The sequence below is a fragment of the Pseudomonas sp. GW821-FHT10C09 genome (genome assembly GCF_059415465.1).
This window is the reverse complement of sequence record NZ_JBWKNG010000008.1, coordinates 220,351-243,077: the sequence shown is the minus strand read 5'-3', so window position 1 is coordinate 243,077 and position 22,727 is coordinate 220,351. Positions and strand designations below refer to the sequence as shown.

Annotated in this window: 17 protein-coding genes and 1 pseudogene; 14 read left to right on the top strand and 4 right to left on the bottom strand. The window is 57.8% G+C overall.

The annotated features are described in order from the left end of the window. Positions 1 to 329 precede the first annotated feature (329 nt). The 4 genes from AC07N8_RS10735 (at position 330) to AC07N8_RS10720 (ending at position 3,859) form a co-directional block, all read left to right on the top strand. Positions 330 to 596, top strand: coding sequence for a hypothetical protein (locus AC07N8_RS10735; RefSeq protein WP_483839909.1), 267 nt, complete (start codon positions 330 to 332; stop codon positions 594 to 596). A gap of 119 nt (positions 597 to 715) precedes the next feature. Continuing rightward, entirely contained in the window at positions 716 to 1,732 is a 1,017-nt protein-coding gene (locus AC07N8_RS10730) for an arginine N-succinyltransferase (protein ID WP_493143464.1), read from the top strand. Between the two features lie 61 nt (positions 1,733 to 1,793). Next, positions 1,794 to 2,828 carry an arginine N-succinyltransferase gene (gene astA, locus AC07N8_RS10725; RefSeq protein WP_483839911.1) on the top strand — a complete coding sequence of 345 codons (1,035 nt, stop codon included), beginning with the start codon at positions 1,794 to 1,796 and terminating at the stop codon, positions 2,826 to 2,828. 161 nt (positions 2,829 to 2,989) lie between these two features. Then, a complete protein-coding gene (locus AC07N8_RS10720) occupies positions 2,990 to 3,859 on the top strand; it encodes an isocitrate lyase/PEP mutase family protein (RefSeq protein WP_027925208.1) in 870 nt (289 codons plus the stop codon). A gap of 151 nt (positions 3,860 to 4,010) precedes the next feature. On the opposite strand, the gene AC07N8_RS10715 is transcribed toward AC07N8_RS10720, so the two are convergent. Beyond that, positions 4,011 to 4,313 (bottom strand): hypothetical protein, encoded by a 303-nt coding sequence (locus AC07N8_RS10715; RefSeq protein WP_493143462.1) that lies wholly within the window; start codon positions 4,311 to 4,313, stop codon positions 4,011 to 4,013. A gap of 351 nt (positions 4,314 to 4,664) precedes the next feature. Here AC07N8_RS10715 and AC07N8_RS10710 point away from each other — a divergent pair. Further along, positions 4,665 to 4,766 (top strand): annotated as a pseudogene (locus AC07N8_RS10710) (N-acetyltransferase); the annotation flags it as partial. 16 nt (positions 4,767 to 4,782) lie between these two features. Here the strand turns inward: AC07N8_RS10710 and AC07N8_RS10705 are convergent. Together AC07N8_RS10705 and AC07N8_RS10700 are read right to left on the bottom strand one after the other, a co-directional pair. After that, positions 4,783 to 6,018: a M20/M25/M40 family metallo-hydrolase gene (locus tag AC07N8_RS10705; protein WP_493143460.1), complete on the bottom strand. Its 1,236-nt coding sequence runs from the start codon at positions 6,016 to 6,018 to the stop codon at positions 4,783 to 4,785. Between the two features lie 274 nt (positions 6,019 to 6,292). Beyond that, positions 6,293 to 7,363: a diguanylate cyclase gene (locus tag AC07N8_RS10700; protein ID WP_493143459.1), complete on the bottom strand. Its 1,071-nt coding sequence runs from the start codon at positions 7,361 to 7,363 to the stop codon at positions 6,293 to 6,295. 192 nt (positions 7,364 to 7,555) lie between these two features. Here AC07N8_RS10700 and AC07N8_RS10695 point away from each other — a divergent pair, with 192 nt between their 5' ends. The 3 genes from AC07N8_RS10695 (at position 7,556) to hglS (ending at position 11,484) form a co-directional block, all read left to right on the top strand. Next, a complete protein-coding gene (locus AC07N8_RS10695; RefSeq protein ID WP_493143457.1) occupies positions 7,556 to 9,010 on the top strand; it encodes a flavin-containing monooxygenase in 1,455 nt (484 codons plus the stop codon). 22 nt (positions 9,011 to 9,032) lie between these two features. Further along, positions 9,033 to 9,980: an alpha/beta fold hydrolase gene (locus AC07N8_RS10690; protein ID WP_493143455.1), complete on the top strand. Its 948-nt coding sequence runs from the start codon at positions 9,033 to 9,035 to the stop codon at positions 9,978 to 9,980. Positions 9,981 to 10,098: 118 nt separating this feature from the next. Beyond that, complete coding sequence (gene hglS / locus AC07N8_RS10685) at positions 10,099 to 11,484, top strand: 2-oxoadipate dioxygenase/decarboxylase HglS (protein ID WP_483839916.1); 1,386 nt, start codon at positions 10,099 to 10,101, stop codon at positions 11,482 to 11,484. Positions 11,485 to 11,533: 49 nt separating this feature from the next. Here the strand turns inward: hglS and AC07N8_RS10680 are convergent, their stop codons facing one another. Further along, entirely contained in the window at positions 11,534 to 12,211 is a 678-nt protein-coding gene (locus tag AC07N8_RS10680; RefSeq protein WP_483839917.1) for a type 1 glutamine amidotransferase domain-containing protein, read from the bottom strand. A 415-nt stretch (positions 12,212 to 12,626) separates the two neighbouring features. On the opposite strand from AC07N8_RS10680, the gene AC07N8_RS10675 reads away from it, so the two are divergent. The 6 genes from AC07N8_RS10675 (at position 12,627) to AC07N8_RS10650 (ending at position 22,040) form a co-directional block, all read left to right on the top strand. Further along, positions 12,627 to 13,142 (top strand): Hcp family type VI secretion system effector, encoded by a 516-nt coding sequence (locus AC07N8_RS10675; RefSeq protein ID WP_123434591.1) that lies wholly within the window; start codon positions 12,627 to 12,629, stop codon positions 13,140 to 13,142. A gap of 131 nt (positions 13,143 to 13,273) precedes the next feature. Next, the gene (locus AC07N8_RS10670; protein WP_493143452.1) at positions 13,274 to 15,580 is read left to right on the top strand and encodes a type VI secretion system Vgr family protein; all 2,307 of its coding nucleotides are present in this window, start codon (positions 13,274 to 13,276) and stop codon (positions 15,578 to 15,580) included. Positions 15,581 to 15,761: 181 nt separating this feature from the next. Continuing rightward, positions 15,762 to 16,172, top strand: a complete 411-nt coding sequence (locus AC07N8_RS10665) for a hypothetical protein (RefSeq protein WP_493143451.1) — start codon at positions 15,762 to 15,764, stop codon at positions 16,170 to 16,172. A gap of 1 nt (position 16,173) precedes the next feature. Beyond that, positions 16,174 to 16,500 carry a hypothetical protein gene (locus tag AC07N8_RS10660; protein ID WP_140668876.1) on the top strand — a complete coding sequence of 109 codons (327 nt, stop codon included), beginning with the start codon at positions 16,174 to 16,176 and terminating at the stop codon, positions 16,498 to 16,500. Positions 16,501 to 16,524: 24 nt separating this feature from the next. Next, a complete protein-coding gene (locus tag AC07N8_RS10655) occupies positions 16,525 to 17,268 on the top strand; it encodes a DUF4123 domain-containing protein (protein WP_493143449.1) in 744 nt (247 codons plus the stop codon). Then, positions 17,265 to 22,040, top strand: a complete 4,776-nt coding sequence (locus tag AC07N8_RS10650; protein WP_493143447.1) for an RHS repeat-associated core domain-containing protein — start codon at positions 17,265 to 17,267, stop codon at positions 22,038 to 22,040. The genes AC07N8_RS10655 and AC07N8_RS10650 overlap by 4 nt, the downstream gene beginning before the upstream one ends. The last annotated feature ends 687 nt before the right edge of the window (positions 22,041 to 22,727 follow it).

Genomic DNA, 22,727 nt, shown 5'->3' with positions numbered 1-22,727 from the left:
CCTGTCGATGAAACGGATAACGGCAACGCGCCGACGGTATGTGCCTGATTGTGCCGCAAGAAGCCCGGTTCAGGGCGTTTCGTTTCAACCAGCCCACACCGCTTGCCCGCCTGATGAGGCAGTGTAATTCGGCAATCTCCGACATGGATTCTGGCGATTGCCTACAAGCTCTGTCGAATTCCATGTAGCTCCTTTAGCACGCGGTTTACGCCCTGTTTTCGGGCTCAAAAAAGGCGTGGAAAAATTCACTAGACTTGTAGGCTCGGCTACATAAATACTGCTTTCGCAATTTGAAATGAAACCGACACCGCCATCCAGCAGGAGCCCGGATGCCCACCTTCAGAGACCTGATCACCGACGCCGGCCTGGAGCTGACGTCGTCGGAACGCAAGGTCACACGCGCCTTGCTGGCCCCGTACCGGCGTAACGAGCTCGTCCCTCCCTTGCAACCACGTACCCACCTGCAACATGTCCATCTGCGCTGGCCCCGCCTGATTACGCGCCCTCCCTGCGCCATAGCCTTGGGACTGGTCTACTTCTTTTTGTTCAACAAAACCGGCCCCCGTACGGTGCTGTCCGAGCCGGGCAACGGCTGAAAATAAAAAGGGCGGCGTCTGACAAAAAATCAGGCGATCGCTGCTTTAACGCGTGGAAACCGACAGTGATAGTCAGGTTCGGAACACATCGCCGAACCCTTTGATACAGGAGTACATCCATGCTGGTCTTACGCCCAGTCGAGTTAACCGACCTGCCCCAGTTGCAACAACTGGCGCGCGACAGTCTGGTGGGCGTCACGTCGTTGCCGGACGACACCGAACGCCTGCGCCTGAGGATTATCGAATCCTGCGCCTCATTCGAAAAAGACGTCGAGGCACAGGGCCCGGAAAATTACTTCTTTGTGCTGGAGGACCTGACGGTCAAGCGCCTGGTGGGGTGTTCGGAGCTTCTGGCCACCGCCGGGTGCAACGAGCCGTTCTACAGTTTGCGCAACCGTAATTTCACCAGCGCTTCCCGGGAACTGAACATCGAGCATGGCGTGCCGGCGCTGTCGTTGTGCCAGGACCTCAACGGGCACACCTTGCTGCGCGGCTTTCACATTGATAGCCCGCTGGTACGCACGGCATTTTCGGAGCTGCTGTCACGGGCACGGCTGTTGTTCATCGCAGCTCATCCACAGCGCTTTGCCGACGCGGTGATCACCGAAATCGTCGGCTACAGCAGCGATGAGGGGCAATCGCCGTTCTGGGATGCGGTGGGCAAACACTTTTTCGACCTGCCGTATACCGAGGCTGAACGGCTGTGTGGCCTGGAAACCCGGACCTTCCTCGCCGAACTGATGCCTCAGTACCCGATTTACGTGCCGATGCTGCCCCAGGCGGCACAGGACTGCATTGGCCGGATTCACCCGGACGGCCAGGAGGCCTTCGATATTCTTGAGCGCGAAGGCTTTGAAACCAACAGCTACATCGACCTGTTCGACGGTGGCCCGACCCTGTATGCCCGCACCTCGAAGGTGCTCTCCATCGCCCAAAGCCAGACAGGCACGGTGCAACTTCGCTCATCCATCGATGCACGCGGTCGCTACCTGGTGAGCAACGATGCGCTGGAAGGCTATCGCGCGATCGTCGTCGAACTGGATGTTGTCACCGGGCAACCGGTGGGGTTGAGCGCCGAGATGTGCCAGGCCCTGAACGTGACCGATGGCAGCCCGATCCGGCTGATCGCCTTGTGAGCATCACCCGGCCCCGTGCCCAACGACAGCGCCCGAACTGGCGCGAAGAAGGAGCTGCATCATGATTGTCCGCCCGGTTCGCGTCACCGACCTGCCCGCCTTGATGGATCTGGTGCAACAGGCCGGCCCCGGGTTCACCACCCTGCCGGCCAACGAGGACCGCCTGGCACACCGGGTGCGCTGGGCCCAGCGGACATTCGCCGAACAGGTCGAACGTGCAGATGCCGATTACCTGTTTGTGCTGGAAGATGACGATCAGCAAGTGGTCGGCGTCAGTGCAATGGCCGGCGCCGTGGGCCTGCGTGAACCCTGGTACAACTATCGGGTGGGGCTGACGGTCAGCGCTTCGCCGGACCTTGGGATTGCGCGGCAGATTCCGACCTTGTTCCTGAACAACGAAATGACCGGCCAATCGGAGCTGTGCTCGCTGTTCCTGCGCCACGATCAACGCCAGGGTACGAACGGCCGGTTGTTGTCGCTGGGACGGTTGCTGTTCGTTGCCGAGTTCCCGCAATTGTTCGGCGACAAGCTCATCGCCGAGCTGCGTGGCAGCGCCGACGAGCACGGCTGTTCACCGTTCTGGGACAGCCTGGGCCGGCACTTTTTCAAAATGGAATTCAGCCACGCCGACCACCTGTCGGGGCTGGGCAACAAATCGTTCATTGCCGAACTGATGCCGCGCCAACCTCTCTACACCTGCCTGCTGACTGAGCAGGCCCAGGCGGTGATCGGCAAAGCTCACCCGAACACCGAACCGGCGATGAAAATCCTCAATGCCGAGGGTTTTGCCCACCAGGGCTATATCGACATCTTCGACGCCGGGCCGGTAATTGAAGCGCCGGTGGCGAAAATCCGCACCGTGCGCGATAGCCAGGCGCTGGTACTGACGATTGGTACACCCGACGAACAGGCCCCGGTGTGGCTGATCCACAACCGCCGACTGGAGAACTGCCGCATCACCGTCGCCAAGGCGCGCATGGTCGGCAACAGCCTGGTAGTCGACCGCCTCACCGCCAAACGCCTGCAACTGCAACCCGGCAACTCCGTGCGGGCGGTGCCTTTGTTGAAGCAACAGCAGCAGGCGGTGGCTGCCTGATCGCCCGACACCTGTGGCGAGCCCCCTCGCCACAGGGCACATCGTCCGGCCAGTACAAATTCGTCATCATCTTCCCCTCGTCCGCGTGATAGCCTTTTGTTCCTTCGGCGTTGACACTTTTGCTCAAGCCCTTCCATTCCAATTGCAGTGGTGGAACTCGTATGTCCAGGCTTTCCCATCAAGATTTGCGCCGTAACTTTCGCGAACTGTTCGCTTCCAACACCTGCTACCACACGGCTTCGGTCTTCGACCCGATGTCGGCCCGCATTGCCGCTGACCTGGGTTTTGAAGTGGGGATTCTGGGCGGCTCCGTCGCATCGTTGCAGGTGCTGGGCGCCCCCGACTTTGCGTTGATCACCCTCAGCGAGTTTGCCGAACAGGCCACCCGCATTGGCCGTGTGGCGCAATTACCGGTCATCGCCGACGCCGACCATGGCTACGGCAACGCGCTCAACGTGATGCGCACCATCGTCGAACTCGAACGCGCCGGCATCGCTGCGCTGACCATCGAAGACACCTTGCTGCCGGCACAATTCGGCCGTAAATCCACCGACCTGATTGGGGTCGCGGAAGGCGTCGGCAAGATCCGCGCCGCGCTGGAAGCCCGGGTTGATTCGGAAATGGCGATCATTGCCCGCACCAATGCCGGCATCCTGCCTATCCAGGAAATCATCAGCCGCACCCAGCAATACCAAGCCGCCGGGGCGGACGGTATCTGCATGGTGGGCGTGCAAGACTTTGATCAACTGGAAAAAATCGCCGAACACCTGAGCGTGCCGCTGATGCTGGTCACCTACGGCAACCCGGCGCTGCGCGACGACAAACGCCTGGCCGAACTGGGCGTGCGCGTGACCATTGATGGGCATGGCGCTTACTTCGCGGCGATCAAGGCGACGTACGACAGCTTGCGCGAGCAACGGCAGATCTTTACCCAGGCGTCAGACTTGAGCGCTACGGAGCTGACGCATACGTACACGCAGCCTGAGGATTACATTCGTTGGGCGGAAGAGTTTATGCGTGTGAAGGAGTGATGGTTTAACCCGTTTAGCTGGATTGCCTGTTATGGCCCCTTCGCGAGCAAGCCCGCTCCCACATTTAATATCCAGTGAACACAGCATCTGTGCATGACAGCGATTCAATGTGGGAGCGGGCGTGCTCGCGAAGGGGCCGGTTGCAACACCGCTAAATTGCAGCCTTGAACCCTTCCTCCCGCTGCAACGCCCGCGCCCGGATCACATCCAGAATCGCGCACCCTTCTCGCATCAGCAGATGCACCGCCCCGGTCACACGCGTCAGATCACAGTCTGAAATACCTTTGAGGCCAAGGCTCGACAAGGTGTCCGCCAGATCACGAACCACGGTAAAGCGATGCGCCGCGCAGGCTGCGAGGTCGCTGAGTTCTTTGTGGGTATTGATGAAGAGCACCGGATCTTCGGCGTCGTAGGTGTCGATGGGGAGATAACGGGGCATTACTTGGTCTTGCATTGTTGTAACTCCTGTAATTTGAGCAACCACCGTTTCGCGGCCAAACGAAGGTGGCAGCCGTACGCGGGTTGGCCGACCGGGTACAGGAACCGGCACACCCGAAGGTGTCCCACGCACAGCCGCCATAACACGATGTGTCAGGCGCTTATCGCCTGAACGGTGTTTGGTAGCTGGACGTTCCTGTATCCGACCGACCAAGGTCGTTCGCGGTAATTTCCGCGAGCCCGAACTATAGGGGTCGATACCGAAACGCGGCAACAGGGTACGTTGTAGGAAACGTCTTGGAAAGTTGTGCGCCACATGATGATCGTTGCCCGATGATGGGAGAAGCGCTATTTCACCGACACCCAAAAACCCTTGTGGCGAGGGAGCTTGCTCCCGCTGGGCCGCGAAGCGGCCCCAAAGAATGGGCCTGCTGCGCAGTCCAGCGGGAGCAAGCTCCCTCGCCACAGGGGGGAAACGGTGCGGCTTACTGCTTGGTCAACTCCATAATCATCCGCGACAACAAGTAGATCCTCGGCGCCACGCTTTCTACCTCGGCGTACTCTTCAGGCGTATGGATATTGCCGCCGACAATCCCGAACCCATCCAGCGTCGGCGTGCCCACACCCGCCGAAAGACTGGCATCCGCCGCCCCACCGCTGCCTTCCTCGGTCAACTTGCGGCCAATCTCGCCGTAAATGCCCTGCGCCATGGCCATCAACCGATCGGACTCCGCCGTCTGCGGCATCGGCGGTAACCCGCGCTGAAGGGTGGTGGTGACTTCGGTATCCGCAATCAACTTGTCCTTGGAAACCCGCGCCAGGTCCTTCTCGATCCGGTCGAATTCTTCCGGCACCGCGGCCCGCACGTCAGCCTTGGCCGTGGCCTGGTCCGGGATCACATTGGTGCGGTCGCCCGCCTTGAGCACGGTGAAATTGATGGTGGTTTTCTTCTCTTCATCGCCCAGCTTGCCGAGTTGCAGAATCTGATGCGCGACTTCCATGGCCGCGTTGCGTCCCAGTTCCGGCGCGACACCGGCGTGAGCGGCTTTGCCTTTGACTTCCACCACCGCCGTGGCGCTGCCTTTGCGCCACACCACCAAACCATCCGCCGGACGACCCGGTTCGAGGTTGAGGGTCACGTCGTGGGCCTTGGCGGTTTTCTTGATCAGATCAGTAGCGACGTCGGAGCCGGTTTCTTCACTGGCGTCGAGCAGGAACGTGATCTGCGCGTAGTCCTTGAAGTCGAGGTTTTTCAGGACTTTCAGCGCATAGATCCCGGCGACGATGCCGCCCTTGTCATCCATCACGCCCGGCCCATAGGCGCGGCCGTCCTTGATGTGGAACGGGCGCTCGGCAGCCGAGCCTTCCTTGAACACGGTGTCCATGTGCGCCATCAGCAGGATTTTCGCCTTGCCGGTGCCTTTCAGCGTCGCGATCACGTGGCTGCTTTTATCGGGTGTATTGGGCACCAACTCGATGGTGGCACCGAGCTTTTTCAGCTCGTCGATGGCGATATCACGCACTTGCGTCAGGCCGGGCTCATAGCCGGAACCGGAGTCGATGTTGACCAGCCGTTCCAGCAGCTTCAGGGCTTCACCCTTATATTGCTCGGAATCGGCGAGGACTTGTTTGTGCGGTTCGGCGAAGGCTGCAGGAGCGAAGGCGCCGAGGGCGATGGTCAGACTGGAGACCAGCAGGGAGCGAGGGAGATTGAGCGTCATGAATCGGTCCTTGTTTCGTGTCGGAGTCAAAAACACCCTACCTGACAACGACCCAAGGCTCTAGACCGAATGCGACACACACGAACCCGTGGCCGAAGATTACTGGGGGGATTGCTCTCACATTGGATCTGGGTGAACACACAGATCCATGCACCCGCGATCAACTGTGGGAGCGAGCCTGCTCGCGAAAGGGCCGTCACATTCAAGATGTATATCGCCTGATACACCGCTTTCGCGAGCAGGCTCGCTCCCACAGGGGAATGGTCGTGAAGGGTCAGACCGGGTCGAGCAGTTCGCGATATGGCTTGTCATTGGTGCGGCAGATCACACGATTGCGGCCCGTGGTCTTGGCTTCATACAACGCCTGATCCGCATCGTTGAGCCATAAAGTCGCATCGGTATGCGCCGTACTGAAAGCCGCCAAACCAATACTCAAACTGACTTTCAACGCCGGGTTCTGCTCGTAACCCAACGTGGCAAAGCGGTCGCGCAGGGCTTCCATCGTCGCGGCGGCGCTGTTCAACGGCATGTCCGGCAGGATCACGCAGAACTCGTCGCCGCCATAACGCCCGGCGACATCGGCGACGCGCAGGTTCTGCTTGAGCATTTTGCTCAACTGGCGCAACACGATATCTCCGGCGACGTGGCCGTAGGTGTCATTGATTGCTTTGAAATGGTCGATGTCGATCAGCGCAATCGCCCCGCCCTGCTGCAGGCGTTGGCAGCGCTGGAACTCGACTTCAAGTTGATCCTTCCAGGCGCCATGGTTCAGCAGGCCGGTCAGGCTGTCGGTACGGCTCAGGGCCAGCAACTCGCGCTTTTGCAGACCCAGGGTGGTGGCCTGACGGAAGCAGATCCAGCCCAGCGCCATGGGATACAGGATCAGCAGGGGCATGCAGGCGAACATCTGCAACGGCGTTGTCGAAGGAATGAAAGCCGGGGTAAACGCCAGCCACCCCACCCCCATCCCGAGGATCTGCGCGACGGTGCCCACCAGCAGGAATCGCATGCCGCCGATGGCGACATTGTTCATCGCCATCATCGACAGCGTTGCAACGCTGGGCAGTGGATTGAATTGCATGGCCGCCACCCAGAAACCGCCGAGAAAGGCGTCGACCAGGATGTTGCGGTGCTCGGCGTGAAACGGCACCTTGGCCCGACGCGCCCACTGATAGGCAACGTGCGGCCACAACACGCCGTTGAACAGCATCAGCCCCCACACCCACGGAGCAGGGTCGAGTGGATACATCGCCGCGCTCACACACAACAATCCCAAGGCCAGGCCCAGGGTTCGCGATGTATAAAGTCTCCTGGCTAATGAAAGTCCTTTCCCCGCTTTTGCCATAGGGCCTCTGCGCCACTGAACGGAACCTGATAACACCGGGCTTGCAGGTGCGTTTGAAGTCTATCAGGGCGACGTTAAATAGCCATCACCGGTGAGCGGTCTGAATACCGGGGTATTGCCACGAGGCGAGTCCTCAATGTTTGGCTATACATGAAGGGAGGGTTCAATCAATAACTCTAAAAAAGGAGACCCATGCAGACTTTTCAGGTGTTGATCATTGGCAGCGGTTTTGGCGGTCAGTGCGCGGCGATCAATTTGCTCAAGGCCGGCATCGACGATTTTCGCTTGCTGGAGCGGCGGGACTTTTTTGGCGGCACCTGGTGCCAGAACACCTACCCCGGCGCTGCAGTGGATGTGCCCTCGCCCCTTTATTCGCTGTCCTTTGCGCCCTATCGCTGGACGCAAATGTTCGCCGGACAGGCGGAGCTGCACCGCTACACCCAGCACGTGGTGGAACACTTCGGCCTGCGCGACAAGGTCGAACTGGAAGCCAATGTCGAAGGCATCGAATGGGATGACACCAACAAACGCTGGGCCGTGCACACCGGCAGCAAAGGCACGTTTTACGCGCAGTTTCTGATTAACGCGACAGGGCCGTTGAGCCAACCGGTCGTCCCGCACTTTGAAGGCGTGGAACGCTTTCAGGGCAAGACCTTTCACACCAACAACTGGGACCATTCCTACGATTACCGGCAAAAACGCGTGGCCGTCGTCGGCAGCGGTGCCAGCGCCGCGCAGGTCATTCCGGCGATTGCCCCTGATGTCGCGCAGCTGCATGTGTTCCAGCGCACGCCGCACTGGGTATTGCCGAGGGCTGACCGCGCGTTTGGCCCTTTCCAGCGATGGCTGCTGGGCCTGAAACCGGCCTACAAACTGCTGCGCTGGATGATCTACTGGCAGTTCGAAACCCGGGTAATTGCCTTCAAATACTCGAAACCGGCGATCCGCTTGGTTCAGCAGCAGGCCCTGCGCTTCCTCAAGCGCCAGGTGCCGGACCCCGAACTACGCCGAAAACTGACACCGGACTTCACCATCGGCTGCAAACGCGTGCTGGTCTCCAGCACCTACTTCCCGGCGCTGAGCCGCCCGAACGCGACGTTGCACAGTCGCGAACAGGGCATCGCTTGCATTGATGAAACCGGCATCGTCACTCAGGACGGCCAGCACATCGACCTCGACCTGATCGTCTGGTCCACCGGTTACGACGCCACCGACGGGGTGATTTCCTACCCCGTCACCGGCAAACACGGCACCCGGCTCAAAGATGTCTGGGCGCAGTACCCGCGGGCCTACCTCGGCACCAGCCTGCCGGACTTCCCGAACCTGTTTATCGTCACCGGGCCCAACACCGGCATTGGCCACACCTCGGCGCTGTTTATCATCGAATCGCAGATGAATTACATCCTCGACTGCATCCGTACGTTAAAAGCGCAGGGTTTACGCAGCATTGAAGTACGCCCCGAAGCGGAACGTACCTACACTGAAATGATCCACCGGGAAATGGAGCGCACCGTTTGGAAGTCTGGAGGCTGTCACAGCTGGTATCAAAGCAAGAGCGGTCATGTGATCGCCATGTTTCCGGGGTTTAGTTTCAGCTATCACCGATTGACCCGGGCCTTGAAACCCGCTGACCACATCTTGTCCTGATCACGTTTAAGGAAGTCATCCGATGCTTCTATTGGTCGTCATTATCGCGGTTATCGTGGCCTGGAGCTGGTTGAGCTACCCGACCATCGGTTATTGGCTGTACGACTGGAACATGGCGATCGAGGCCAAGCTGTATCGGCTGCACAAGATCATCGTGCCGATCAACGAAATGACCGTCTCGACCTGGCAAGGCGGGCCGTATGAGGCGTCCAGCAGTGTGCTGATGCTGCACGGCTACAGCGCCGACAAAAACCTGTGGCTGCGCTTCGCCCGGCACTTTGTCGGCACGCATCGGGTAATCATTCCAGACATTGCCGGCCATGGCGAAACCGGCTTCAAGGCCGGTGGGGGCTATGACATTCCGTTGCAGGCCAAGCGGATGATCCAGCTGCTCGACGTCTGCGGGGTCGAGAAGGTGCATGTGATCGGCAACTCGATGGGCGGCTACATCGCGGCGTGGCTGGCGGCCACCTACCCCGACCGGATCGCCTCTGTGGCGCTGATTGACCCGGCCGGGGTCACCGCGCCGGAGGCCAGTGATCTGGAGCGGCACCTGGCCAAGGGGCACAACCCTTTTCTGATTCACTCGCGCGAAGAGTTTCGGCGCTTCTACGCCATGACCATGGCCGAACCGCCATGGGTGCCCGGCGTGGTGCTGGACGCCGTCGCCCAACGCTACGAGCAAAGCCGTGATGAACTGGAAGAAATCTTCAACGACTTCCGCGCCAGCCCGCCAATGGAACCCAAACTGGCCGACATCAAATGCCCGGCGCTGTTGCTGTGGGGGCACAAGGACCGTTTGATCGACGTCAGCAGCGTGGCCGTCTGGAGCAAAGGCATCGTCGATCTGCGGGTGCATATATGGGATCACATCGGGCACATGCCGATGGTCGAACAGCCGGCCAATACGGCACGGCTGTATCGCGAGTTCCTGGGATCGCTGCGCACCGAAAGCCGCTCGCACCTGTAACCATCGGGGATGCAGTCCTGGGGAGAATGAAGTTCGTAAGATTCTTCGTTTGTCGGCGCCGCTGAAGGCTGCGATCTTTTCGCACATCCTTTACGTCACCGCGCCGGGAATTTCCTTCATGAGCCAGTCACCCTTCGTCAGCCCTGACCTGATCCGCCAGCGCTTCTCCAAAGCGATGTCCGACATGTACCGCGAAGAAGTGCCGCTGTACGGCGCACTCATGGAGTTGGTGGAGCAGACCAACCAATACGTACTGGACAACGACCCGCAGATCGCCCGTCAGTTGAACAGCACTGGCGAAATCGAACGGCTGGACCTGGAGCGTCACGGTGCAATCCGCGTCGGCACTGCCGCAGAACTGGCCACCCTCGCCCGTTTGTTCGCCGTGATGGGCATGCAACCGGTGGGTTATTACGACCTGACCCCGGCCGGTGTGCCGGTGCATTCCACGGCGTTTCGCGCGGTGCATGAAGACGCCTTGCAGGTCAGCCCTTTCCGCGTATTCACCTCGCTGCTGCGCCTGGAACTGATCGAAGACCTGGGACTGCGCGCCTTCGCCCAGTCGGTGCTGGACAAGCGCCAGATCTTTACCCCGACAGCGCTGACCCTGATCGAACGTGCGGAAACCGAGGGCGGCCTGACCGAACAAGAAGCGCAGCAGTTCGTCGAACAGGCGCTGGAAACCTTCCGCTGGCACCACAGCGCCACCGTCACCGCCGAGCAATACCAGAAACTCAGCAATCAGCATCGCCTGATCGCCGACGTCGTGGCCTTCAAAGGCCCGCACATCAACCACCTGACCCCGCGCACGCTGGACATCGACATCGTCCAGGCGCAGATGCCCGCCCACGGCATCACCCCTAAAGCGGTCGTCGAAGGCCCACCCCGTCGGCAGTGCCCGATCCTGTTGCGCCAGACCAGTTTCAAGGCGCTGGATGAGCCGGTTGCGTTCACCGATCAAGCGCAAACCCGTGGCAGTCACAGCGCGCGCTTCGGCGAAATCGAGCAACGTGGCGCCGCGCTGACACCCAAGGGACGGGCGTTGTACGACCGTTTGCTCAACGCCGCTCGGGACGAGTTGAAAGACTTCCCCAATGAAGGCAATGCCGCACGCTACAACGCGCTGATGACGCAGCACTTTGGCGAATTCCCTGACACATACGAAGGCATGCGCCGACAGGAACTGGCGTACTTTCGCTACTTCGTGACGGAAAAAGGCCTGGCGGCGAAGGAGCTGGAATCGTTGTCGCTGGAGGATTTGCTTGACGGCGGGTATCTGCGGGTCGAACCGCTGGTGTATGAGGATTTTCTGCCGGTGAGTGCGGCGGGGATTTTCCAGTCGAACCTGGGGGACGCGGCGCAAACCCACTATGGCGTGCATTCGAATCAGCAAGCGTTTGAACAGGCGCTGGGACGACAGACGATTGATGAGCTGGGGTTGTATGCCGAGACGCAGCGGCGCTCGGTTGAAGAATGCTATGCCACGTTGGGGCATGCCATTTAAGACACACCTCATTTAACCGCTGGCGCAGCGTGCGCCAGCGGTTACGGGTTTAGCGCAGCTTCGCCAACAATGCTTCGGCGCCGGCCTGCGATGACGCCGGGTTCTGACCAGTGATCAGCAACCCGTCCTCAACCACATAGCTCGCCCAGTCATCACCCTTGGAATAAATCCCGCCCTTCTCCTTGAGCATGTCTTCCACCAGAAACGGCACGACCTTTGTCAGTTGCACCGCTTCTTCCTCCGAGTTGGTAAACCCGGTCACGCGCTTGCCTTTTACCAACGGCTGGCCATCCGCGCCTTTGACGTGACGCAACACACCCGGCGCATGACAGACCGCTGCGACCGGTTTGCCGGCCTTGATAAACGCCTCGATCAGCGCAATCGAATAACTGTCTTCGGCCAAATCCCACAGCGGACCATGACCACCGGGATAAAACACGGCGTCGTAATCTTCCGGTCTAACCGTGTTCAACACCGCCGTAGACGCCAGCGCCGACTGGGCGGCGGAATCTTTGCGGAAACGATGGGTGGCTTCGGTTTGAAAGTCAGGCTCATCGCTTTTCGGGTCCAGCGGCGGTTGGCCACCCTTGGGCGAAGCCAGGGTCAGTTGAGCACCGGCGTCCTTGAAGGCGAAATACGGAGCGGCGAATTCTTCCAGCCAGAAGCCGGTTTTCTTGCCGGTATCACCCAATTGATCGTGGGACGTTAAAACCATCAGGATTTTCATGTCGTTCTCACTCCGTTTCAGGGTTGTTCGGACGCTCGACGGCGCTGTGTTTATGGACCCTGCGGCCGGTCCATTCGTTGCACCGGATGTCAGGTGCCGTTGACGGGTGGCGCAAGGCCGTTATGCGCAAGAAGTTGCGCACTCATCCTTCAGAAATGTCCTGCCTTGCTGCTGATCGCCCGGCCTGCCAGGCCTTCCAGCCGAGTGCGCAAGAAGTTGCGCAGTGGTGTGCAAGTTCTTGCGCACATTCCTCTGGGCTTCGGGATGAAAATCTTTTTCTTCGTTATAAAACAGGCTCAACCCACTGATTTATATAACGTTAACCGTTTGTGGCACGGACCTTGATAACAGTCAGGCACCCACCGGGCGATACACGCCTCCCGGGCACCCTCAATTTTCAGCAAGGAGCACACCCATGGCTACACCAGCGTACATGTCCGTCACTGGCGAAAAACAAGGTCTGATCACCGCCGGCGCGTTCACCGCCGATTCGGTTGGCAACACCTACCAGGAAGGCCACGAAGACCAGGTCATGGTTCAGGCTTTCAGCCACGACGTGATCATCCCGCGTGACCCGCAATCCGGCCAGCCAACCGGTCAGCGCGTTCACAAGCCAGTGGTTATCACCAAGGTCTACGACAAGTCCTCACCACTGCTGCAAGCCGCTCTGACTTCCGGCGAGCGCATGAGCGAAATCGTTATCCAGTGGTACCGCACTTCGGCTCAAGGTACCCAAGAGCACTACTACACCACCAAACTGGAAGACGCCATCATCGTCGCCATCAACAACAAAATGCACAACTGCCAGGACCCGTCGAACTCGCACTTCACGCACCTGGAAGAAGTGCAGTTCACCTACCGCAAAATCACCTGGACCCACGAAGTATCCGGTACTTCGGGTTCCGATGACTGGCGTCAGCCGGTCGCCTAAATCAGGCCGACCGTCTCAAGCATCGGCCAGCTCTGCTGGTCGATGTTGTTTTCGCCCTTCCAGAATTTTTGCGTCTGCCGAGGCCTTTTCGGCCATTGGCGCACGCCGCAGCACTGCACGAGGAACAAGGGATGTTCGCGCCGGCCAATCAGACTCACTTTGCCCTGACCATTGAAGGTCTATCCAGCGATTTGCAGGTGCTGTCCTTGCAAGGTCGGGAGGCGATCAGCCAACCGTTCGTGTTTGAGGTGGAGCTGGTCAGTGAACAGCCGTCCCTGGACCTCGAAACCCTGCTGCACAAACCGGCCTTCCTGCAGCTCTCGCCGGACGGCAGCGGCATTCACGGCCAGATCTACCGCGCCGCCCAGGGTGATTCCGGCAAACGCCTGACCCGCTACGCGGTGACCCTGCGTCCGCAACTGTCCTACCTCGCGCACCGCATCAACCAACGCATCTTCCAGAACCTCAGCGTGCCGAAAATCATCGGCAAGGTCCTCGAAGAGCACGGTATCCAGAGCAACGCCTACGAATTCAAAGTCGGGGCGATTTATCCTGAGCGCATCTACTGCGTTCAATACGATGAATCGGACCTGCAGTTCATCCAGCGCCTGTGCGAGGAAGAAGGTATCCATTACCACTTCCAGCACAGCGCCACGGCCCACAAACTGGTGTTCGGCGATGACCAGACGGTGTTCCCGAAACTCGCACCCGTGGCCTACCAGCAAGACTCCGGCATGGTCGCCAACGACCCGGTGATCAAGCGCTTCGACCTGCGCCTGGAAACCCGCACCAGCCGCACCACCCGCCGCGACTACGACTTCGAAAAACCGCGCATCACCCTCGAAAGCGAAAACCGTGGCGACGCCCTGCCCGACCTCGAAGACTACGACTACCCCGGTCGCTTCCTCGACCGCGAACGCGGCAAGCACCTGGCCAAACGCGCCCTCGAACGTCACCGCAGCGACTTCCAGCTCGCCGAAGGCAAAAGCGATCAGCCGATACTGGTCAGCGGCCACTTCCTGGCCCTGACCCAACACCCGAAAGCCAAATGGAACGACCTGTGGCTGCTCACCGAAATCCTCCACGAAGGCAAACAGCCGCAAGTGCTGGAGGAGTCGGTGACCAGCCACACCACGGCATTGAAAGATGACTTCCATCAGGGTTATCGCAACCGTTTTCAAGCGACGCCATGGGACGTGCCGAATCGCCCGCCGCTGCAACATCCCAAGCCACGGATCCTCGGCAGCCAAAGCGCCGTGGTCACCGGCCCGAAAGGTGAAGAGATCCACTGCGACGAATACGGTCGCGTCAAAGTGCAATTCCACTGGGACCGCGAAGGCCAGGCCGATGACAAGACCAGCTGCTGGCTGCGCGTCTCTTCCGCCTGGGCCGGCGCCCACTACGGCGGCATCGCCATTCCACGCATCGGCATGGAAGTGCTCGTCACCTTCCTCGAAGGCGACCCCGACCAACCGCTGATCAGCGGCTGCCTGTATCACAAGGAAAACGTCGTCCCGTATCCGCTGCCGGCGAACAAGACCCGCAGCACCTTCAAGACCCTGAGCTCCCCCGGTGGCGGTGGTTTCAACGAACTGCGCATCGAGGACAAAAAGGGCCAGGAACAAATCTTCCTGCACGCCCAGCGCGACTGGGACGAAAACGTCGAGCACGACCAGAAAATCCGCGTCGGCAACGAACGCCACGACACTGTCGAGCAAAACAGCTACAGCGAATTCAAGGCCGAAGAACACCACACGGTGTACGCCGACCGCAAAGTCGAAGCACGCGCCAATGACCACCTGACCGTGGGTGCAAACCAGCACATCAAGATCGGCACCGGCCAGTTCATCGAAGCCGGCCAGGAAATCCACCTGAGCAGCGGCATGAAAGTCGTGCTCGAAGCGGGAAGCGAAGTGACGCTCAAGGGTGGCGGCAGCTTCATCAAGATCGACGCCAGCGGCGTGACCCTGAGCGGGCCGGTGATCAACATGAACTCCGGGGGGAGTCCGGGCAGCGGGACCGGGGCTGCGCCGTTGATGCCGGGTGTGTTGAAACAGGCGGATGCTGACAAGGCAGGGGCGGTACTGACACCGGCTCAGGTGAATACGTTGAAACGTAATGCGCCGTTTTGTGAAGAGTGTGAACGATGCAAGGCGGGTGTATGCGATATAGAAAAACCTACCCTCGATTCTGAAAACACTACCCACGATTTAGTGTTCGTCATAAATGACGAAGCAACAGGCAAACCAAAGCCGAATACCCCTTACCAAATCAAGCTTGAATCTGGACTTGTTGTTGGCGGCGTTACCGACAGTAACGGACGGACACAAAAAGTCTCATCCAACAAACCCGAAAAAGCCACTATCGAGGCCCCCTACTATGGCGACTCTACAAGCGACACTAACTCCGACTGCGGATCAGACGCCTGTAGCTGTTAGCGTCTCAGCGGACGAGCCGAGCGGCGCGCAATGGGTAGGAAGATTCCTGGGCAGCGCCAGTGTGTCCGCACTTGCATCTCCATTTCGTGAAGCTGTGAGCAAGTTCCTCGATGCAGTCAAAGCTGCTGGCGGAGCTGTACATATTTCCGCGACGTATCGCCCTCCGGAAAGAGCCTATTTGATGCACTGGTCCTGGAAAATCGTCAAAACCGGCTTCGACCCACAACAAGTGCCTAGTTATCCGGGTGACGTTATCAAAATTAAATGGGCTCACATTTCTGCCTCTGGCGCATATGACCAGGCAGCTTCTGTGCAGGGTGCGAGGGCCATGGTGAGTGGCTACGGGATCAACGGACTTAACGTCGCCCCGGCGCTTAATTCCAGACATACCCAGAAACTGGCGATAGACATGAATATCAGTTGGACCGGCACGCTAGCGATTAACAATGCCTCTGGAACGGCGGTCAGTATAAGCTCGGCGCCCAAAACCGGCATGAACAGTGAGCTTCACACTGTTGGTGCTTCTTATGGCGTGATCAAATTTGTAGGGGGAAGTAGTGACAAACCTCACTGGTCAAATGACGGACATTAAAATGGGCAAAATTACGCCTTATTTGTTACTTCTTGCACTGAATCTACCGTTGATTTCTTGTGCAGCGGAAAGCGATGGCTCCGTGCCCCCTGACGTCTCCAGCTACATCAAAAGTAGAGACAACTGTGACTCTCTGCGTGGCGATATTCCTGAGCCGGACCCTGCCGACCCGGGGAATCTCGATCGTGTCATCAGCGATATAAACAAATATTGCAAAGGTACCGATCAGCAGCTGAAGCAGTTGAAGGAGAAATACTCCGGAAACAAAAGCGTTGAAACGCTGCTCTCGACTTACGAAGAAAATATTGAAGCGGATATGAGTTTTTAGATTCGCTCATCAAGGACGACAGTTGTGACATCTGAAAGCATTTCCCCTCAGGCCTGGTTATCCGAGTGCCCGCTGCAAACGGGCGAACACCTGTATCTGATCGTCAGCGCCGCCAGCGATGCCGATGCGCTCAAGACGCTTTATCAGAATGAACCGACAACCCAGGCCACCCCAATCTGGGGCGGAACTCCCTACGCGGGCTGGCAACAGGTCATGCCCTACCTCGTCGAGCTGAAACCCAACTCCGGTTTTCTACCGTGGATTGCCGAAACGGACGCTCAGGACTGGGGTTGGCTGGCGGTTTCAACCAGCACACCCGAGGTGGTGTTCGAACACCTTCGCAGCCTGACCCAAGTGCGCATGCCCGATGGGACTGAGGTGTTTTTTCGGTTCTGGGATGGGCGGCATATTTTTCCGATTCTGGAAGGATTGGGCGATGCGGCCGGGGAAGTGCTGCCGGTGTTTGATCGGTATTTGATTAATGGCAAGAGTTTGGAAGTTGGGCCGAGGACGGTGCCGAAGGCGAAGGATTGGCCTTGGTGGGAGGTGCCGAAGGGGTTGCTGGATGGCCTGACAACGAAAAACCCATCCACCGTGATCGGCAACATGATGCAGTGGCTGAAAGAGGATCACGCCGAGCTGTATTTCTCGGTCCCAGAATCCAACCTGCAGCAAAAAGTGGCGCGCTTTGTAAAACGCACCCCACTCACGGAAGAAAACTACACAGGGCTGCTGAAGGCCTACTTGGAAAATGAGGTGACCGTATGAGCATTTTAATGGGTTCCATTGTCGGGAACCTCACAGCAAAACAACCCGACGCTCAGGTCATCATCAGTGATTTCAAGAAGTGTATTGCTGACTATCGCAGCCATGCCGAAGCCTGGTATGGCGGTGCCTTGGATGCGGAACAACAATTTCAGGTCGGCGACGAAGTCGGTACTCAGGACAAAGACAGCAAAGAGCAAGTCGACCTTTACGCAAACTGCCCAGCCAATGGCAAGCTCAAACTGGTACACAGTTTCGAGTCTGCGCGCTTTGTCCCTATCGGTAATACACCGGTTCGATTGGCACCTGTGGCCGATGGCAAGCTGTTCGGTAAAAATGAAATAGGTCAGGCGATCACCGCAACGATTGGTCCTAGTGGGATTCTTGAAGTTGCGAATCTCACACCGAACCAACAATACAAAATCACGTTTTTCCCCAACACTACCCCAGCGCAGATCGACACGCTGTTCAATTCCTATCAGGGCGTTATCGGCGATCTGAGCGGCTGGCTACAAACCCAGTGGACCACCGACTTTTTGCCGTTGTGGCAGGAACATAACAACGCGTCCATGGCTGGCCGTGTCATGCAAGACCTGGAAGCCGAGTGGAAAGGCTTTATGAAAGCGATCATGGGTTTGTGGGGCGATATCAAAAGCCTCTACGACTTGGTTGCGCATCCTCGGGAGAATTATGAAAAGCTCAAGAAGTTCTTCACCGAGGAAGAAATCAAGCGCATCTACAACGCCTCGGCGGAAGCGATTCATACCGCCCTGTTGATCGCCAGTGACGAGCCATTGATGTGGATCTACATGGCCGCAATCGTGGCGTGGGTCAAAATGCTGCCTCCGCAGACCTGCACGGAAGTGCTGTCTCAACTGACCACCGAAGTCCTGCTGAACATTCTGGTCGGCGTTGTAATGACCGGTGGTCTCGGCTTGGCAGTACGTGTCGGCACCAAGGCGCTGAAAGCCACGCAAAACAGTGGCAAGGTGCTGAAACTGATCGAAGACTTCACCGGCATGCTGATGAAAATCAGCAAGAAGAACGCGGCGGTCCACACTGAAGCTGCCAGGCCGTTACTGCTCAACGGCAATTCAGCGGTCAATCAGGCACGCAAAGCCAGCGTCGAAATTGCCGCCCCCAAGCCCGCAACCATGGCAACAGCGCCGAAGAAAAAGCCAAAGGTTACAGGCGGCAAGGTGGAGACCGACGCGCAGATCCATGCACGCGGAAAGAAAGACAACACCACCCGCATCGAACAAAAAGAGCCTGTCGACAACGCTCCCGACCAATCGAAAACCCCCGCTGACCAACCCGCACAATGCACAAAAAAAACATGTACCGACCGCGATCCTGTGTCGATGGTAACCGGTGAGGAATTGCTGACGCTCACCGATGGTGAACTCGGCGGCCTCTTGCCGCTGGAATGGACGCGTCTTTATCGCAGCAGTGCGGTCGAAATCGACAGTCGTCTCGGTTATGGCTGGAGCCATTCACTGTCCCATCGCCTGAACCTGGACGATGAAGGCGTGCTGTGGACTGACAATGAAAACCGTCAGACCCGCTTCCCGATGCCGACCGAACAACGTCCGGCGATCACCAACAGCCTGGCCGAAGCGGCGATTTATCTTGGTGACGCCCCAGGTGAACTGATCCTGACTCAAGCCGGCCCAAAAACACGGTTTTACCACTTCCGTGCCGGGCGTCTGAATACCATCAGTGATGCCTACGAAAACCAGTTGCACATCAGCTATGACTTGGTTGGGCGCATTCAGCGCATCGACAACGGTGCTGGCCGTGCCTTGTTACTGCGCTATGACGATCGCCATATCTCGGCAGTCGACTACCAGCAGCAACGTGCCGAGTACGATGATCGCGGTGGGCGCCAGGATCCATGGCAAACCGTGCAAACCCTGGTCACCTATCACTACAACGAACGCAATCAACTCGTCAGTGCCACCAACGCTGCCGGTGAGCGCGAGCACTATCGCTACAACGATCAGCACGTCATTCTCGAACGTCAACTGGCGGGTGGCGCCAGCTTCTACTGGGAATGGGAACGCGAAGGCAAATTGGCGCGCTGCATCCGCCACTGGGCCAGTTTTTTGCAACTTGAAGCGCGCTATGTGTGGGACGACAAGGGCACGGTGACCGTGCTTAACGCCGATGGCAGCGAGCAGGTTTACGTGCATGACGAAAATGCGCGTCTTATCAGCGAGACCGCCCCCGACGGAGCGCAAACGCAAAGAGCCTATGACGACGAAGGTCGCCTGATCGCTGAAAAAGACGCGCTGGGCGCCGTCACCGAATACCAATACAACGACGCCGGACGTTTGATTGCGGTTGTCCCACCAGAAGATGAACCGACTCGCTACAACTACTTCGATGGCCAACTCATCGATGTGCAACGCGGCAGAGCTCGCTGGAAGTACGAGCGCAACCGTCAAGGCGATATCACCCAGCAAACAGACCCCCACGGTAACGAAACTCACTACAGCTACGACCGTCAGGGTCGCCTGCTGGAAATCCGTCATCCTGACGGCAGCCGTCACCAACTGGGCTGGAACAACCTCGGTCAATTGCTGGAAGAACGCCTGCCCGACGGCGGCCAGCGCAAGTATCGCTACGACGCACTGGGTCGGCAGATTACTCGTCAGGAAGAAACCGGCGCGATCACCCACTACCAATGGGATGCCGTCAGTCGCCTGACGCAAGTCACCCTGCCCGGCGGCGCCAGCCGTGCGTTCACTTACAACCCGTACGGCCGCGTCACCGCAGAGCGCGATGAGCTGGGCCGCGTGACGCGTTACGAATATGCCGATGGTCTGCATCTGGTCAGCCGCCGGATCAATCCGGACGGCAGCCAGTTGCGTTATCGCTACGACAACTCGAGATTGCTGCTGACAGAGATCGAGAACGAACGCGGCGAGCACTACCACCTCGACTACCACGCCAACGGCTTGATCCAGCAAGAAACCGGTTTCGACGGGCGCCGCACCGCTTATGAATACGACCTCAACGGCCAACTGCTGAAGAAAACCGAGTTCGGCGACGATGGCAGTGAACTTGTCACTGAATATCAGCGCGACGCTGCTGGCCGCTTACTGGTCAAAACCCTGGCCGATGGCGAGGAGATCCATTACAGCTATGACGCCCTTGGCCGTCTGGTCAACGTCGACGACGGCAACTGGCCGCTGGCGTATGAATACGATCTGCAAGACCGCCTGATCACCGAACACCAAGGCTGGGGCACCCTGCGCTACGAGTACGACAGCGTTGGACAGCTCAGCCACTGCCGCCTCCCGGACGGCAGCAAGCTCGATTATCGCCATCAGCGCGGCGGCCAACTGAGCAGCATCGACCTCAACGGCTCGCGCCTGACCACGCATCAGTTCAGCGCCGGTCAGGAACTTCAGCGCCAGCAAGGCCTGCTGCTCAGCCAATACCAGTACGACGAACAAGGCCGTCTGCAAGCACACAGCGTCAGTCAAAAAGATCGAAACCTGTTCCGCCGCCGCTACGCTTACGACGCCAACGGCAACCTCTCCGGCATCGACGACAGCCGCAAAGGCAATCGCAGCTACCACTACGACCCGCTCGACCGCCTGATCAACGTCCGTGGCAGCACCCCGGAAAGCTTCGCCCACGACCCTGCGGGTAACTTGCTGGGCCAAGGTGACCAAGCCAGCGCAAACCTGGCCAACGTCAAAGGCAACCGCCTGCTGATGCAGGGCGACCGCCACTACGACTACGACGCCTACGGCAACCTGACCCGCGAACGTCGCGGCACCGGGCAGAAACTCGTCACTGAATACCGCTATGACTGCCAGCACCGTTTGATTGGTGTCAGCCTGCCGGGGGGTAGCGTCGCGTCTTATAAGTACGACGCGTTCGGCCGTCGCATCGAAAAAACCGTCGACGGCAGCACCACCGAATTTCTTTGGCAGGATGAACGTTTGCTAGCAGAAAGCGCTGACAACCGTTATCGCACTTACATCTATGAACCGGACAGCTTCCGCCCACTGGCGATGCTCGACGGCGAAGGCCCGCTTAAAGCAACCCCCTTCTACTATCAACTCGACCAGCTCGGCACCCCGGAGGAACTCACCGATTACAGCGGCGAGATTATGTGGTCGGCGAAATACCGTGCCTATGGCAACCTTGCGGCACTCGACGTAGCTCAAATTGACAACCCGATACGTTTCCAGGGGCAGTACTTCGATGCCGAGACGGGCTTACATTACAACCGGCATCGCTACTACAATCCGGCGACTGGACGGTTTCTCACGCAGGATCCGATCAAGCTTGCGGGTGGGCTGAACAACTACCAGTACGTGCCTAACCCTACGGGGTGGGTAGATCCGATAGGTTTAAGCTGCCTTGAAGATAAAAAAAATGGTATTAGTAAAAAGGCAGATGACACAAGTAGTTCCAAGGTAGCGAACGGTGACGTTGAACCACCTAAGGGTTATCAAAGTACTCTTACGAAAAAAGCAGCATTTAGACAGGCAAAAGAAATTGGAGGCATACCTCGCTCCCAGCAGCCATCAAGAACATTCAAGGAAAAACTAACCGACCAAGAAGGCTATGTACTGGGTCGTGTTTATGAGTTTCAGCTAGCGAATGGCAAGATTGTAACAATACGAGACCACTCGCTTGGCCATGTAAAAGGAAATGAAGGTCCTCATTTCAATACTGAGGTTACCGGAACAAAAGGAACAAAGGCGCCGCTTGCGGCTGGAGAAGATTCACACACATACTTTAAAAAAGACTAACTATGAATTCGTTATATATTTGTGAATCAGGAATAAAATTATGGGAGCAACCTGCGCGCACTACCGCTCCCGACTTCACGACCTTTTCAATACTTGACAAATCTATTTCCGACATTTGGACGAATTGGCAGAAGCTGGCAGAAGCTTTACTCCTTAATTGGCCAATAACAATGAAATGGCGAACGATAGGCCACTCTCTTGAGCAATACAAGGTTCAAGAGTTACTCCTACGAAAAGAAATATCCAAAGACCTAAACTCGGCGGACATAATCAAAAAAAATGAAAAAACCAAAATTTATTCATACATACAACACATAAATATAGGAGACACCCTATTCAACCCCAACGAGCTAACACAGTACCGAAACACACTTTTACTGTTGAATAAATCAGAACCCAACATAGAGAAAACCTGGGAAAAACTCAGCATAACTGACAAGGGGGTATCATCCGACCACCTAGCCAACTTCCTATGTAATGAACGCGAGTCGATTATTGGTCGATTCATAGAAAATGACACATATTCAGTTGCACAAATAATTTGCTCTGTAGAACACAGATCCAGCATCGAAATCTTGTTAAAAAATATACACCTCCGACAAATATCTGCCGCTGAAATACCAAAAGCTATTGAGAATTTATAAAAATATTCACCTATTATTCGGTTACTGCTTTACTAGTTCAGTG